The sequence below is a fragment of the Methanosarcina sediminis genome (genome assembly GCF_052056915.1).
Classification (GTDB): Archaea; Halobacteriota; Methanosarcinia; order Methanosarcinales; family Methanosarcinaceae; genus MTP4.
Genome location: NZ_CP195119.1, coordinates 119,460 through 133,562 on the forward strand (window position 1 = coordinate 119,460; position 14,103 = coordinate 133,562).

At 44.3% G+C, this 14,103-nt stretch carries 18 protein-coding genes; 3 read left to right on the top strand and 15 right to left on the bottom strand.

Annotation, left to right across the window (positions count from 1 at the left end; all coding sequences use genetic code 11):
- Nucleotides 1-5: 5 nt before the first annotated feature.
- The gene (locus ACSAZK_RS00485; protein ID WP_440955490.1) at nt 6-962 is read right to left on the bottom strand and encodes an AAA family ATPase; all 957 of its coding nucleotides are present in this window, start codon (nt 960-962) and stop codon (nt 6-8) included.
- Between the two features lie 557 nt (nt 963-1,519).
- Between ACSAZK_RS00485 and ACSAZK_RS00490 the strand changes: the two genes are divergently transcribed.
- The 3 genes from ACSAZK_RS00490 (at nt 1,520) to ACSAZK_RS00500 (ending at nt 4,686) form a co-directional block, all read left to right on the top strand.
- Nucleotides 1,520-3,427, top strand: a complete 1,908-nt coding sequence (locus ACSAZK_RS00490) for an archaea-specific SMC-related protein (protein ID WP_440955491.1) — start codon at nt 1,520-1,522, stop codon at nt 3,425-3,427.
- A 165-nt stretch (nt 3,428-3,592) separates the two neighbouring features.
- Entirely contained in the window at nt 3,593-4,228 is a 636-nt protein-coding gene (gene rdfA / locus ACSAZK_RS00495; protein ID WP_440955492.1) for a rod-determining factor RdfA, read from the top strand.
- A gap of 41 nt (nt 4,229-4,269) precedes the next feature.
- Complete coding sequence (locus ACSAZK_RS00500) at nt 4,270-4,686, top strand: hypothetical protein (protein ID WP_440955493.1); 417 nt, start codon at nt 4,270-4,272, stop codon at nt 4,684-4,686.
- A 468-nt stretch (nt 4,687-5,154) separates the two neighbouring features.
- On the opposite strand, the gene ACSAZK_RS00505 is transcribed toward ACSAZK_RS00500, so the two are convergent.
- From ACSAZK_RS00505 to gvpN, 14 genes are all read right to left on the bottom strand, one after another.
- Nucleotides 5,155-6,342 carry a hypothetical protein gene (locus ACSAZK_RS00505; RefSeq protein WP_440955494.1) on the bottom strand — a complete coding sequence of 396 codons (1,188 nt, stop codon included), beginning with the start codon at nt 6,340-6,342 and terminating at the stop codon, nt 5,155-5,157.
- Between the two features lie 125 nt (nt 6,343-6,467).
- Nucleotides 6,468-7,034, bottom strand: a complete 567-nt coding sequence (locus ACSAZK_RS00510) for a gas vesicle protein (RefSeq protein WP_440955495.1) — start codon at nt 7,032-7,034, stop codon at nt 6,468-6,470.
- Between the two features lie 20 nt (nt 7,035-7,054).
- Nucleotides 7,055-7,840, bottom strand: coding sequence for a gas vesicle protein GvpL (gene gvpL / locus ACSAZK_RS00515; RefSeq protein ID WP_440955496.1), 786 nt, complete (start codon nt 7,838-7,840; stop codon nt 7,055-7,057).
- Entirely contained in the window at nt 7,785-8,150 is a 366-nt protein-coding gene (gvpK, locus tag ACSAZK_RS00520) for a gas vesicle protein GvpK (RefSeq protein ID WP_440955497.1), read from the bottom strand. The genes gvpL and gvpK overlap by 56 nt, the downstream gene beginning before the upstream one ends.
- A gap of 4 nt (nt 8,151-8,154) precedes the next feature.
- On the bottom strand, nt 8,155-8,640 hold the full coding sequence (locus ACSAZK_RS00525; protein ID WP_440955498.1) for an Hsp20/alpha crystallin family protein: 486 nt from the start codon (nt 8,638-8,640) through the stop codon (nt 8,155-8,157).
- A gap of 180 nt (nt 8,641-8,820) precedes the next feature.
- Entirely contained in the window at nt 8,821-9,057 is a 237-nt protein-coding gene (locus ACSAZK_RS00530; RefSeq protein WP_440955499.1) for a hypothetical protein, read from the bottom strand.
- Nucleotides 9,058-9,121: 64 nt separating this feature from the next.
- Nucleotides 9,122-9,247, bottom strand: coding sequence for a hypothetical protein (locus ACSAZK_RS00535; RefSeq protein ID WP_440955500.1), 126 nt, complete (start codon nt 9,245-9,247; stop codon nt 9,122-9,124).
- Between the two features lie 50 nt (nt 9,248-9,297).
- Complete coding sequence (gvpJ, locus tag ACSAZK_RS00540; RefSeq protein WP_440955501.1) at nt 9,298-9,678, bottom strand: gas vesicle protein GvpJ; 381 nt, start codon at nt 9,676-9,678, stop codon at nt 9,298-9,300.
- A gap of 32 nt (nt 9,679-9,710) precedes the next feature.
- Nucleotides 9,711-10,319 (bottom strand): hypothetical protein, encoded by a 609-nt coding sequence (locus ACSAZK_RS00545; RefSeq protein WP_440955502.1) that lies wholly within the window; start codon nt 10,317-10,319, stop codon nt 9,711-9,713.
- 67 nt (nt 10,320-10,386) lie between these two features.
- Nucleotides 10,387-10,653 (bottom strand): gas vesicle protein GvpG, encoded by a 267-nt coding sequence (locus tag ACSAZK_RS00550; protein WP_440955503.1) that lies wholly within the window; start codon nt 10,651-10,653, stop codon nt 10,387-10,389.
- Entirely contained in the window at nt 10,653-11,336 is a 684-nt protein-coding gene (locus ACSAZK_RS00555; protein WP_440955504.1) for a GvpL/GvpF family gas vesicle protein, read from the bottom strand. Before ACSAZK_RS00555 ends, ACSAZK_RS00550 begins: the two co-directional genes overlap by 1 nt.
- The gene (locus ACSAZK_RS00560) at nt 11,336-12,163 is read right to left on the bottom strand and encodes a hypothetical protein (protein WP_440955505.1); all 828 of its coding nucleotides are present in this window, start codon (nt 12,161-12,163) and stop codon (nt 11,336-11,338) included. Before ACSAZK_RS00560 ends, ACSAZK_RS00555 begins: the two co-directional genes overlap by 1 nt.
- Nucleotides 12,164-12,260: 97 nt before the next feature.
- Nucleotides 12,261-12,536, bottom strand: coding sequence for a gas vesicle protein GvpO (gene gvpO / locus ACSAZK_RS00565; RefSeq protein ID WP_440955506.1), 276 nt, complete (start codon nt 12,534-12,536; stop codon nt 12,261-12,263).
- 554 nt (nt 12,537-13,090) lie between these two features.
- Complete coding sequence (gvpN, locus tag ACSAZK_RS00570) at nt 13,091-14,050, bottom strand: gas vesicle protein GvpN (protein WP_440955507.1); 960 nt, start codon at nt 14,048-14,050, stop codon at nt 13,091-13,093.
- Nucleotides 14,051-14,103 lie beyond the last annotated feature (53 nt).

The window sequence follows — 14,103 nt, forward strand, 5'->3', positions numbered from 1 at the left end:
CCGGCTCAAGTCGTTGATACACTATTTGATACACTATTCAATACATCATCTTCTGTAATCCGGGCATCGGACTCATTTCCCCGATACTTCGAAGCTTTTTCAAATAAAACATGCCTGGTAAGCCGCATAATATCCCAAGGGATACCCTCGCTGAATTCCAGCACTCTCTCTGCCGCCTTCCCCGAGAAGGGATTGGAGGCCTTTCCGGTAGTGGAACAAAATTTCGATAAGAGTTCCCACCATCTAAAGATATGGTCCGCGTTCCATTTTTTAAGTTCGAGACAAAAGAATGCCCTGTTTGCCTCCATTTCTTCTTTGTCAAAAGGATTCCACTCAAGGAGGTTATCCGTCTTTTTCTTTAAGGAAGGAGTTCCCGCTAAAACGATCTTGCATGCTTTTTCCCCGGAAAAAGTCCTGGCTTCCGCAAGGGACCGGAGAATTAAAAGGTCTCCACTTTCAAGCTTTTCGGCATCATCAACCCAGATAACCGTGGTAATTCCTGCTTCCTTTAACTCAAGGATGGCCATCATCAGTTTTTTCCAGACAAAGTCCAGGTTGCGTGGAGTCTTATTTGCAGAACTCAGGTCCCTTAGAACCCCTTTCAGGAGCTGAAGGAAAGTTTTTCCCGAACCGTTTACCGCCGAAATGTAAAAATCGTCACTGGAGTTCAGGGTCCGGGTAACAAAATCTTTTGCGCTGGTTTTCCCCAGGCCGGCCGAAGAATATATCACAAGGATTGAAGGCTCCGAAAGCAGCAAAAAACGAGCCAGGGTATCGATGAATTTGCCGTTCGGTTCGTCAAGATACAGGGTCTCGTCTTTAATCCCTTCACAAACCAGGGAGAGCTGCAGCTTTTTGCAGTCCCAGCCAAGAGCTTTGCAGTACTCATTAAGTTTCCGGGACTCCTTCCCCTTTTTTAAGTCCTCATGCAAGCGGTTCTCAATCAACACTTTTCCGGGCACACTTTCATTCCCCCTTTGCTCATAGCCTTCGTTTATCATCCATATCGACTTTTGTTTATTGTTCCTTCAACCCTGGATTTTAAATATATACTAAAAAGTATCTAGTATATACTTAAACGTTCTGCTTAATCCTGCATATACAATGAAAAAAATAACAAGACCAAAAAATAAGGTTAAAGAGTTATGGGAAACCGAAAACATAGAAAGCACACGTCAATTCAGCATATGGAAAGAAATACGACTTTAATGCAAAAACCCAGTCAAAAAAATTCGGCTGACTATAATAAATAATATGGGGATCAAGCCTGAGGAATAAACTACAAATATAGCAATAGTCTATAAGTAGCGGATACAACACACATTATACCATTAATAGAACAAATGTTATCCATAGGACCATTATCCATAGAATCGAGAAAGGGGTATAGAAACAGAAGAAAGAGTTATACTGAAAAACAGAGATCAATTTGAAAAAATAGAAAAAGAGTCATTTAATATATTAAGAAATCGTCATGTTTTGTCAAAAATAGCGGAGTTTATACTCGCGGGGATTCCCCATGAAAGCCAGGTTACAGGATTTTGAAATCAATGCCCAGAACGTTGGAGGGCTTACGGATCTTAAATTAAATATAAAAGAAGGACTAAATGTAATTGAAGCCCCAAATGCCGCAGGAAAAACCTCCCTGCTACGTGCATTGCTTTTGTTAGTTACCCCCACGGGAAAGAGTGAGGAGTACAGCCACATTCTTCATTCGGGCAGCCCTTACGGCTCTGTGGAAGTGAAAGATTCCGCAGGCAATGTTTTTAAGAGAAATATTTTTCGCACCCCGAAAGGTACGAAAATCGAAGGAGACCGGCTGGTCGATGAAAACCTTGAGCCGCTTGTCCGCAGGTTCGCTATAGGAGGATACGACAACGAGATACTTATGGCGGTCCGCTCCGGTCAAAATATGAAGCAGCTTTTGATGGAATACACAAACACGGACCAGCTCAGGGCAGAGCTGAATATACTTGAGGACCGGAAAAAAAAGCTTCAAAAAGAATCGGAGATACTGGATAAAAAAATCACAGATGATCACATCCTCCAAAACGATTTCAAAGCCCTGAATAGGGAACTTGAAACCCTTAGAGCCAGGCATGACAGGATAAAGGAAAAACAGAGGGAATTGCAGGGAAAAGATTCCACTGGCAAGGAATACGAAAATGCCGCCCAGCTTCTTGGAGAAACAAAAGGTCTGATTTCCCGCCTCAAGTCCTCGATCTCCGGCCTGGAAAACCAGATTTCAATGCTGGAACTCGAATCCGGGAAACATTCGGAGAACATCGACAGGGCCAAAAGGGAAAAGAAGGGTAACCTGGATTCCATCTGGAAAGAGATTGCAGCCCATAATGAGGAAAAAAATGAGTTCCATTCGCAGGTAGATACTCTCAATCATTTTATAGATGAACTGGAAAAGCAGCTTAAATCTTCGGTTCGGCTTTGCCTTGACCCCGAAAAACAATGTGGGTCCATACTTGAAAAAGCTTTTTTTGATGAAACTATCTTATGCCCCCTTTGCGGCCAGGCATCTCAAAAATCGGCCCTTGAAAAACATAAAAAGCAATTAATCAAGCTCCGGTCCGAACAATTAAAGAATATCAATCGGGTTGATGCCCGAATCTCCGAGCTTAAAGAAGCGGGAGAGGAGCTTAAGAAGCTTGAAAATGACATCAGGGATTATAAAAAACGTATGTCATTAATCCACATGGAACTTGCATCCCTGAAAACAAGGCACACCCAATCCCAAACCCAGCTGAAAGCTGCTGAAGAAAAGAAAGAACAACTGGAAAAGCTTGCCAGGGAGCTTGAAAATCAATTTGAAACAAAATCCACCGAAATCACAGGGCAGTTTTCCGAAGTAAACCAGGCGATTGGAAGACTCGAGACCGAGATAAAAAACGTTGGGAAGAAATTAAATGCAAACAGCCTGCTCCAGGTTGAAAAAGCAAATAAACAGGAAGAACTTGAAGCCGTAGAAGGCAAGATCATATCGAGGCGCAGAGAAATCCGCAACCTGGAAGAAAACATCCGTGCAAATTTCAATAAAATACTTCAGCAGGTATATGCGCTGCTCAGGTTCAAAAACGTTGATGCCATTATACTGGACCCCAATTTTGAACTGAAGATTAGCCGGACATCCAGGGAAGGCGCCGGGTATTTTGACAGGGAATCCCTTAAGACCCTCAGCACATCGGAACTTGAGGTAGTGGGCCTTGTCGTGATGTTAAGCGGGTACATAACATATAAAGTAATGGAGTATTATCCTGTAATTGTTCTGGATGAATTGACATTCCTCGACCACCAAAGGCTAAATTATCTGATTGAGTACATAAGCAAACATATCAAAACAGTTGTATTAACAACCCTCTCCAGCGAAAAAATTGGCAATGAGGTACAGAGGTACAGGTTAAACACCCCGGTTTAAGGAAAAACCAGAGCAGAAAAAATATAGGCGGAAAGAAAAAGGCTAAATACTGTAAGAGAAATTCAAACGTTAGGATAAATTATAGTGTAGTGAAACTATGTATACCGGTCGGCCAAAGATCACCTATCCCTGAACTAGGAAGTCAGGGTTTCCTTATGAGGTTTTATGAAAGCGATAAAAACCGAAATCTCTGCGTGCAAGATCTGCAATTTATTAAACCCCAAGCTGCTGAACAGAGAAGAAATCAACCTCTGGTTAAACCATGCTTTTACCGGAAAGTATGAAAAACCAATGAGTATCGAAGCTTTGACTGATAGGTTTAATGAAAGAATCCTTGAAGCCCTGTACAGGGAAAACGTGCCTGGAGAAGAACTTACCTTTGACATCGGGGCTCTTCGCAGGTATATCCATGCCCGTTGCATTGATCCAAGCCAGGAACTGGACTCCAGGACCTGGGAAATCGGGAATGCAATTTTTAAGAAGAATAAACTGGACATCTATAAGATCTCCGATATCTTTGTAAACGAGAATGACATGCGAAAGCACCTCAAGGAATGTGTGAACATCGAGCCGGAAGAAATTGATGAAAAAACCAGAGCCATAAAGGACATCAATGATTCCCTGAAGTTCGCCTCCACCATACTTGAAAGAGCAATGGGAAGGGCTGTCAGGAGAGGCTATGTTGATGACCGTTTTTCCATAGAAATAAACGTCCGCTGCAAAGAATGCGGAAGAGTTCACCCGTTTTCCGAACTTTTCAGGACGGAAAAAACTTGCCCGTATAAGGAGGGGAGCAAATAATTCGGGAATTGAAAATAATGGACGCATTGCATATTTTTGGAATGCTTACCGCCAATCGCATATCGGACTTCAGCGGAGTTGCGGAATCCACAGTTACCAATAAACTTAAGGAAATGGAGAATATAGGACTGTTAGAACTATCACCTGCGTCAACCCCTCTGAAAAAAAAATGGACACTTACGGCATTTGGGCAGGAAACCCACCGCATATTCAAAGAGAACAATTATGCATATTTCAGGATAGAGCCCGGAGATTTCCCTGAAAAGAACCGGGTGAAATATAATGAGATCCAGCAGGCCCTGAGCAATGACTGGCATACATTCGAAGAAATCAGAATGCTCTCAAGCAGCACGAAAATGGAAGCAAAAATGTTCTTGAGATATATTCAATTCAGGCATGATATGGAAGAAAACCTGATAAACAACAAAATAAAATACAAAATAGTCCAGGAAGAATAAGGCCCGGTAAAGCCGGCCCATTCAAAGGGTTTCGTATTCGGAAAAAATGAAAAAACTCCCGGACTAAAAGCCAGATAAGCCCTATCCGGGCATAGTTTGGCTTTGCTATCCTATTGTTTTTCCGATCCTGTTGACTCTGCCATCCAAAGGCCTTACTATCCTATTGGCTTTGCTATCCTATTGGCTTTGCTATCCTATTGGCTTTGCTATCCTATTGGCTTTGCTATCCCGTTGACTCTGCCATCCAAAGGCCTTACTATCCGATCGACTTTGCTATCCTATTGTTTTTCCGATCCCGTTGACTCTGCCACCCGATGAACTTTGCTACCTTATTGATTATTATGAAATTACAGGGATTTTTTACCCAAGATTATAAATCAATTTTCAAATTTCGGAATCTAAAAATTAAACAAAATTTCAGGTCATTTTAAAAACGTAAAATAATGACCCAAAAAACAAGGCCATTTTTCAATATTTATCCATATCTACAGTGAGGACCCCGTTCATCAGGGACACAAATTCCGGGACGGTTCCTTTTAATTTCAAGGCCACCTTCCGATTGACCAGGATATGCCTCTGGTAGGGACCGGCATATATAATCAGGTGCCCATCTCCCTTTTTGAAATAGTATCTCAAATGTATATCTTCTTTTTTGTAATTGGCCGGAACCTCAGTAAGGAATATCACTTTGTTTTCAGTTTCAAAGACTTCAGTAATATATTCCGGATTTCCTTTCTCAAGTTCTGTTTTCAGGTTTACGGATTTCAATCCTTCCGAGCTCGAATCCTTCTGCAATCTTCGCTTTTTTTGTTCTTTTCGTAACCGGTATTTTTTTTGTACTTTTTGCAATCTTATTTTTTTTTGCCCTTCTTTCCACCTGGAAATCCTTTTGTCGAAATCCCGGAAATCCTTATCCCTTTCGGGAATCCGCCCTCCAGCGGCCTTTTTTGACGGCAGGGATTTTGATTTGACCGGCTCAACCCCCAGCCCGTGTTCAACAGGTTCCGGGTCCTGAGAGAGTCCCCTATCTTCCTGTTTTTGGCCTGGCCCGGAATTCCCTTTCTGGATATCATCAGGTTTTGGGCAGGCATCATACGGCCCGGAGTCCTGTGTACAGTTCCCGTATTCCCGGTCCTGCATATATTTTCCGGCTTTGCAGGAATCTTGCCCGATTTCGTAAAATTCCGGGATTTGTATGTGTTTATCATGTTCCGGTTTTTCTACACATTTTTCAAGTTCGGTTTTTTGCGCGGATTTACCCCTCACATTCAGGAATCTACCCCCGGCTTTTAAATACCCTGAGTTTTTAACCGAAGGGTGATAAGTTGTTTCCGGGTTATCGCCGCATTTCTTACCGGGGCTTTTCCCGGTACTGGCATTATTGCCTATCCTTTTATTCGCTCTGCTCTTAAAGTTGGGTTTTTCATTATTAGGGGATTTATTTGAACCCTCCGCAAGCCTGTATACGTTCGGGGATATTGTTTGAAAACCGGGATTTGTCCTTTTTAGCCGGGTTTTCCAGTTTCCTTTCCGGGACCTGTAGCCTGGCCCGGAGTCAGGAAGATGAAGATTTAGGTCCAGGAGATTTCCGATATTGAGTTTCAAACCCGGGCCGGGAAAGGGATTTTCCGGAACCTCTTGACTTTTTCTGGCCATGTCTTGCCTCATTTCCTCCTGACTTTTATTGCAGCAGTTTTCATGATGTACAGGCTCTCCGGCCAGGTGCCGGGAGAAGAACCGAATTCCCTATTTACCCTCATCGGACAGTTCCGGAGTCTGATTCAGGGGGGAGAAGAGGCCTTTAACCCCAATCCGTTTTCAAGGGATTTTTTGAGTTCCCGGACCTCCCCGACATGCAAAAAGAGGGACATCCCGTCCTGAAGCCGGACATGCAGTTCTTCCCTCTCCCTCTCCTCATAGAGCCGTTTTTCCACTCCAATCGTTTTTATCTGCTCGGGCCGGAATTCAAACAGGACCTTTCCAAGGCCTTTATCCCAGGCAAAAAACCTGCGGTCCGTTACGTAGACAAAGCCGTATTTCCAGCATGTATTCCTCTCTCCGGAAAAAGTATACGAACAATAAACCTTGCAGACCCGGGATTCCCCATCCATAAAGCTGGGGCTGCCCTTCCCGTGTTCCAGGGCCCAGACTCTTGTGTTTTTATCCAGGGCTTCGAAAACCCCGTATTTGAGCATAGTTTCCATTTCGGCAAGAGTTGCCACAAGGTTCAGCCCTATCAGGGGAACCCCTGCCACGGAGATTATGAGGTCTGCCTTTAAGACCAGGCCTTTTTCCAGCAACCGGTCAAGCAGGTCTACCAGGGTGCCGGTATCACGTTGGGGAAGCATATCCACCCTCCGTTTATGCTTCAAATCCCCTGAAGCCCGACGAAACTGAAAGGGGGCCACGGGCCTATGAAACGCACGCACAGCCCCTTGCAACTGTTTATCCGGTCCAGCAGTTCCCCGAGTTCCCGGACCCGGCTGTCAGATACAAGGCAGGAAAGGGCTACAAACATTTTTTTGCCTTTGTATTCATCGGGAACCTTTGGTTTTTTCTCGTCGGCCCGGACCTCATCTGCATATTTCCGGATTCCTGCCTCGAATTCGGCTGCAAGTCCCGAGACCCTAACTTCAATTTCTTCTTTAATCCTCTGCTCCAGCTGTTTTTCAAAAAGATATGCAGTTCCCCTGGGCAGGCTCGAGATCTTATCGCTAAGTTTTTGGAGCCCGGGACTGGCTTGAAGGGCTTCTCCCGAAAATACCTCCTGTTCATAGAAAATCTGGACCAGATACTCGGCCTTTCCTTCAAACCTGCAGAATTCCACATTAAGGTCGGCGTAGTTTTTAGCCAGCCATTCCTGTACGGATTTATCATCCCCTTTAAGTATGGTGCCGAAGGTAAAGGGGATTACAGTACCGAATTTTTCCGTAATCATGTCCACTATCCGGATATGCTGTAAAAGCCATTTCCTACCCTCTTCCTCACTGGCCGCAGGCCCTATTTTCTCATTGCAGGCGTGCACAACCGCAGCGATGCCCTCATGAACTACCGTGTATACCCTTCCGTTATTCACACCCGGCTGCGTAAAGCTTGCTTCAATGCCTCTGTCCAGGATTGAGTAAAGGTATCTTCCCTCGTCGTTTTCGCTCATTTGACTCCTCTTTTACCCATTCTAAAGGATTCATAAATTTTTCAACCGCTTCATGGACGATTTCATCAAGCCCATATATTATGGAATCAACCGTGTCTTCGATCTCGTTATCTGTTTTTATGGTTTCAAGGGCGCTCTTCAGGTCAAGCAGGGCTTCACCCAGGTTTTCGATTTCCCTTCCTTCAAGGCTTCCGTTTTCAATTCTTTTTATAGCTTCCCTTTCAAGCAGCTCCTGTATGATTTCCACAAGGGCTATTACAAGCCCGAGCAGCCCTTTTTTCAGGTTCCCCTCATCTATCTCCAGTGCCATGCTCCTACCTTTTTATTTTTAAGTGCAGCACCCCGTTTTTGTATGACTGTTCCACTATCGGGCCAGGGGTTTCGGAGAGGTCCATTGTCCGGCGGAAATCTCCCGAAGAAAGCTTCAAAACATTACAATCAAGCTCGGTTTTGATATTGCATTCCTTTTCATTAGGGATCTGGGCAGTGACGTAGATGTAATCCTCTTCTTTCAGGATCTCAAAAATAGGGTCCGGCTCAGGTATGATTCTCAGCTCATCCAGCTTTCTTCTTCCCCTAACAGTATCCAGCCTGTAGCCCGTGCTTATTTTCGGCGTACAGCTCCATTTTCTTTCCATTCTGTGATTCAGGTCCTGGTCCGTCTCCTCGATCCTTACCCTGAATTCAGGAGACACTTCTTCCATCCTTTTGATGATTTTTTCCAGCCCCGGCATAAAGTTCTTCGCAATCTCTTTTACAAGCCCGTTATCTTCAGCAGGGATTTCACTTTTTCTTTTCATTTTTTACCCTCATTTCCTTTTAAAAAAGAAATATAGTGACTTAACTTTCTGTTTTTTATCCGGGAGTGTTTACTCTGACCTGTTCCGGATTTTCATTGCAGGTTTTTCACCTCTTAATATATTTCCGGCTTCCTTCGGCACTGTAAGGCCCGGGTTTTTAAAATTTTGCGCCGGGAATTTTTAGTCCAGTTTCCTTTTGACATCCTCTATGGATTTTGCCCATTCCCTTCGTCTTTTTTTTTCAATCCAGTTTTTTTTCAGGCGATTCCACCTCTCCACCCATTCTTTCTTTTCTTTTCTCATTGCCCAGTTATTTTTTGATTTGTGCCAGTTCTCAATCCACCCTTTTCCCTTTTTTTTCTCGATCCAGGATTTATTATCTTTATTCTTCCAATCTTTTTTTGTAAAATCAAACATAATTACACCTCATATTCTGTTCTGCATATTATTCGGTCGCCGACACCTGCAAATCCTTTTAGGATCAATCGACCTGGTTCAGTTTTCTTTTTATTTCTTCCATTTCCCGATCCATTCTTTCTCTTTCCTGTTCTCTCTCAAGTTCTCTTTTTCTTTTCATCTCACGCCGTTTTTTAAAAAAACCAAACATTGACTTCCACCTCTAGTATCTGTTTTTGTGTCTTTTTTATTATCCGTGTTTTAATTCCGGATAGGAAGAGGCTGCTTTTGGCCTGTCAGCGGACTTGTCCAGCCGCAGATCGGGCAGCCTTCATTTATCAAGAGCTTCTCGTCCCTTCTGTTTCCGCATTCTGGGCAGTATGAATATGTAATGTCTGTCTGCTGCCAGCCGGCAGCTTTCAGGTTGGTCCCCGAAGGAAATTCAAGCCCATACCTGGCTGCGGTTTCAAAAGAAGCCAGGGTAGCGGTTATTTTTATCCCTAAAAGCTCGGTCCCTCCTACGGAAACCGAGATATCGGCATTGAGGACCAGGCCCTTGTCCAGAATCCTGTCTATTATGTCAACAAGGGTACCGCGTTCTTTCAGTGGAATTGTATCATAGCTCTGGTTCATGTGTTTCATCCCTGCAATTCTCAGAGAGTGCAATGAAAGTCTTACAGGACTCGGCCTCTCCTGAGCCTGCAACCGGCCGTATATCGCCTGTACGAATATCCCAGGAGGGGCTTTTTTTGCTGCATTCGCTCCCTTTGTTTTGCCCTGTCCAGCATATTGGACCGCTGCTTGAATGCATCTTTTCCGAGACAGATTTTTTGGCAGAAATTCCACAGGTCCGCAAAGTCCTGGTCCGGAACAAGAGATATTTTTTTACCCTTTTTTACCATCTCTGCATACAGGAGGTCAGGGACCATCTTATTTTTCGGGGGGTTTGCCGTGCACTCCGAAAAGGCATTTGAAGGAATTATAGGATAAGCAAGAATGAGCCTTCCTTTCCTCATCGCACCTGTCCTGGAACCCAGTTTTCTCAGTTCTAATTTTTCACGGTTCCCGGCAATAATGGGGTCCACAATATCAGCTTTTTTATCAGTCTGGGTTTTAGCTGCCGAATTTTGCTTCATGACCATGGCTCTCAGATGCTTCCTGTGCTCCGAAAGCTTTGCCAGATGCATTTTTTTTTGCACCCTGAGCTCCTGCCTGGCAGCTTTTATTTTTTTATCTCCCTGCTTTTTATTGCGCAACATCCTCATCTCTCGTACTGAAAGCATGCTTTCCACCTCATATTCGTAATCCATAAAACCCGACCTGAACTGCCGAATATTATGTCGTGATTTGTTACAGGAAGGAAACATTCGCGGCCCTGAGCTGCTGGACATACTCAAGCTGTTCCATAAGTTCGTTCTTTCTCGTATTGTAAACTTCAGCCGGGATTTCCCCGAACTCATAAAGCAGCCGGTTTTCCTTAATCTCATTCTTTATCTTCTCAGGGTCATACAGTTCCCTATACGCCATGTCTTTTACCAGGTTTAGCGTGGAGAACAGATCCAAACCTGGAACCGAGATCCCCAGCATATTCATTAGAATGTCATCCAGGAGAAACATTACCTCGTACCTCCTTTGTTAGATAGGATCCTTATGTCCACGAAGTTGTATGCCGGCCAGGGCCCGCTGTAATGGACCTTAAAGGACTCGTATTTGCGGCTGAGCTCTTCCACCATATCCGAAAACACTTCCATCTTTTTCCTTTCTACGAGATAAGCCGTATTCATAAGCAACCGATTACTAAAAAGTTTGAGCTGTTTGGAATCGGAAACTATTTCTCCTAACATTTCTTCAAATTCTTTTACACATAGGTCGGAAGCTTCAAGGTCCTTTTCTCCAGGCGGGACAATGAGCTTGATCCCGAGTTCCACTTTGTCGTCCACGATTTTCAAGGCTTTTTTCACGGCTTTATAGGCCACTTTCATGGATGCCAGGACCAGTTTCCTATTTTTAAAAACCATCCCGTATGCTACGGGAATTACTGCCTTTTCCCGCATAATCGTATTCACGACGTTCTGGTGGATCTCGATTTCCTCTTCATTGTCCATATTATATTCCTTTAAAGGAGCCTCACTTACAACTGCAAAAAGATCCCTGTAGGCCAGGGTGTAGACCTCTTTACCTCCAAATCCGATCTCGCCAAAGCTCCTGACCTCATCCTGTGAGGAAGGTGGATCCCCACGGATTACACAGTACACATAGATCCCGTTTTTTTTTGGAGATTGGCCTTTTTTCTTCATCATCAAGCCTCCATCCCGGAAACTACGGGCAGGGGGAAGCGGAGGCTCAGCAAGACCCTTCTGGCAGGCTGCCCGCTTTCTTCGCCTCTTTGTTTGCAGGATGCGTATTCCCGATTTGTCCGGAGGGTTCCGAACCTGCCCGTACAATTTATGATTTCAAGATCCGGCTTTTCCTTTACCCGCAAGTCCCTGGGGCCTGGAAAGTCAATGAGTATAACATCTGCAAGGGATGCCAATTCTTTGATACTTTGAACCCCGTGGGTCCTGAGGTCATATGTATACAGCACTCTGCTTTCCGTACCTGCTACCCTGAAGCGGGAGGCGGTTTCCACATTATCAATAATTGCCCTGATCCCCGGGCCGGACCCGGCCAGTATTTTCGAAAACCCGGAAAACTCCTCGGGCCGGGAAACATAAAACCCGGCATTTCCGGGCCCCGAACATTCCCTATATGAAAACAATTTCCCGTAACTTAAGACCGGCTTATTTCTGCTGGTATAAAGCACGGCCTGGTTTTTTCCGGCTCCTGCCACAAACATTTTCTTTATTACCTCTGCTTTTCCCAGGCTGGAGTAAAGGAAAAGTATACGTTTTTTTGCCGGATATTCTTTGAGCATTGACTGCACATCTTCGGCAAAAGTACTCTGTAAATTGTCATTTCCGGACTCCTGAAACTTCAAGACCTTAAGCTTCAGGCCAGTTTCCGGGCTCCACTCCACACCTCGCACGCAGGGGGCCGGAATTTCGGGCTCCTTTGTATTTTTTGCACTCCATGCCGGCCGGGAGCCTGTCAAAAAGGAGTCTGAGCAGCCTGCAGTTTCATTTCTCAACCTCATCACCTCTGAGTAATTGTATATTTTATCGGATTTTCAATCGGTAAAGTTGCTTATTCAACCCTGATAGAAAGCAGACCCTGATCTCTCCGGGTCATTCTTCCTCTTCAACAAACATTTCCGTTCTTTTCCGGATTCCGACTTTCCTGTACTGCATGATATTCAGGCCATCATCAAGCCTGACTTCGTAGATCCCGAGCTGGTCCTGCGTGTCGGGAACCGCTTTTCTCTCAAGCACTTCGACCTGTATTTTCCAGGATTCGTCTTCCATTGACATATTGATAATTCCTTCTGCTTTCCGGTTCAGCATGCTTTCAAGGAATTCAACCGCTGTGCCACAGATTTTTTTTATATTCCTTCTTGTTGCCATCCTGAAACACCTCTTTAAACGGATTTTGAATTCTGAATGGATTTTGAATTCTGAATGGATTTTGAATTCTGAATGGGTTTTGAATTCTGAATGGGTTTTGAATTCTGAAAGGATTTTGAATTATGGACAGGATTTTGAATTCTGAATGGGTTTTGAATTCTGAATGGGTTTTGAATTCTGAATGGGTTTTGAATTCTGAAAGGATTTTGAATTATGGACAGGATTTTGAATTCTGAATGGGTTTTGAATTCTGAATGGATTTTGAATTCTGAATGGGTTTTGAATTATGGACAGGATTTGAATTATGGACAGGGTTTGAAGAGGGCTATGAAGCAGTGAACGTGAACGCAGCATGAATTTTGAGAAATTATCATGCCCGTGTCGAGAGTGTCCACTAACCTTTCGAAAAATTTTTCCCTGCATTCATTAATATCTATTAAATTTAAGCAGCCTGCTTAGCTTATGTCTTCTCTTTATCCCACTGCATATTGCTTAGCTTAAGTCTTCTCTTTATCTCACTGCATTTTTACTTAGCTTACCTTTTTCGGCTCGGTTTAACCCGTATTTTCCATTTCGGCAATACCCTCTCGGACAAATTTCTGCTTTTTAAGCAGGTCCTGGTACGAACTTGCTTTTGCTGCTATTACGTCCATAAGCAGCTGTTCAAGAGGAATCTCGTTTTCACCTCCCAGGTTTTTTAAAGCCTTTCCCACCATAATGCATGCCCTCGTTCCGGGTTTATGGGCAAGGTCCATTCTTTCTCTTACCTTTCTTACAATAGAGACTATTTTCCTGGCAGCTTCTTCGGAAATTCCTGCATGTTTCCGGACTATGCTCATTTCAGTATCAAAATCATAGTAATCCATATGGATGCTGATTATGCGGTCCAGCAAGGCGTCCTGAGGCCTATGCACCCCGGAATATTCCACCGAGTTGCTTGTCATTATGGCCCGGAACTCGGGATGTACCTTTACATACCGCTCCTGCCCGTTTTTTGTTGGAAGTTCAAGGATACCTTCCTCAAAGATTGAGAGCAATACATTGTTAGCAACAGGCCTTGTCCTGGAAAATTCGTTGTATATAAGCGTGTATCCGTGCCTGCATGCGCTTGTAAGGGGGTTGTCAACCCATTCAGGGGTTGTGACCTCGGTTTTTTTGGAAACATTGTGGACAAAGTTGTCTATCAGGGTCTCTTTTTTCACCTGGGCATATCCGCCCACCAGGTCCTTTGTTGTCACAGCCTCGTCTCCGTTGATCCAGACAATAGGCCGGCCTATATTTTTTGCGATATGCATTGCCAGGCTAGTTTTTCCACAGCCAGTCGGACCGATCAGGTGCACGGGATATCCAATCCTGAGCCAGGCTTCCACCCTTTGGGCAAGGTAATTCACAGTTGCCGTACTGACAAAATTTTCGTTTTGCGGGCTCAGGCCTCCGTATTCGTTGCTTCCGGATTCATTGTTTCTGGTCACTTCGGCTTCGACCGGTTTTGCCCCGGGACCTCCTTTAGGCACCTTTTTTACCCCGGAGCCACCTTCTGGTGCCGTTTTTTCCGAAACTTTTTCGG

Bases quoted from the DNA above. Each gene is read 5' to 3' on its own strand.
- ACSAZK_RS00500 (WP_440955493.1), top strand. From the start codon at position 4,270: ATGCTTACCGCCAATCGCATATCGGACTTCAGCGGAGTTGCGGAATCC.
- ACSAZK_RS00555 (WP_440955504.1), bottom strand. From the start codon at position 11,336: ATGATGAAGAAAAAAGGCCAATCTCCAAAAAAAAACGGGATCTATGTG.
- ACSAZK_RS00490 (WP_440955491.1), top strand. From the start codon at position 1,520: ATGAAAGCCAGGTTACAGGATTTTGAAATCAATGCCCAGAACGTTGGA.
- gvpO (WP_440955506.1), bottom strand. From the start codon at position 12,536: ATGGCAACAAGAAGGAATATAAAAAAAATCTGTGGCACAGCGGTTGAA.
- gvpJ (WP_440955501.1), bottom strand. From the start codon at position 9,678: ATGAAACACATGAACCAGAGCTATGATACAATTCCACTGAAAGAACGC.
- rdfA (WP_440955492.1), top strand. From the start codon at position 3,593: ATGAAAGCGATAAAAACCGAAATCTCTGCGTGCAAGATCTGCAATTTA.
- ACSAZK_RS00550 (WP_440955503.1), bottom strand. From the start codon at position 10,653: ATGTTTCTCCTGGATGACATTCTAATGAATATGCTGGGGATCTCGGTT.
- ACSAZK_RS00545 (WP_440955502.1), bottom strand. From the start codon at position 10,319: ATGCTTTCAGTACGAGAGATGAGGATGTTGCGCAATAAAAAGCAGGGA.
- gvpL (WP_440955496.1), bottom strand. From the start codon at position 7,840: ATGAGCGAAAACGACGAGGGAAGATACCTTTACTCAATCCTGGACAGA.
- ACSAZK_RS00530 (WP_440955499.1), bottom strand. From the start codon at position 9,057: ATGTTTGATTTTACAAAAAAAGATTGGAAGAATAAAGATAATAAATCC.
- ACSAZK_RS00535 (WP_440955500.1), bottom strand. From the start codon at position 9,247: ATGTTTGGTTTTTTTAAAAAACGGCGTGAGATGAAAAGAAAAAGAGAA.
- ACSAZK_RS00525 (WP_440955498.1), bottom strand. From the start codon at position 8,640: ATGAAAAGAAAAAGTGAAATCCCTGCTGAAGATAACGGGCTTGTAAAA.
- ACSAZK_RS00510 (WP_440955495.1), bottom strand. From the start codon at position 7,034: ATGCTTCCCCAACGTGATACCGGCACCCTGGTAGACCTGCTTGACCGG.
- gvpK (WP_440955497.1), bottom strand. From the start codon at position 8,150: ATGGCACTGGAGATAGATGAGGGGAACCTGAAAAAAGGGCTGCTCGGG.
- ACSAZK_RS00505 (WP_440955494.1), bottom strand. From the start codon at position 6,342: ATGGCCAGAAAAAGTCAAGAGGTTCCGGAAAATCCCTTTCCCGGCCCG.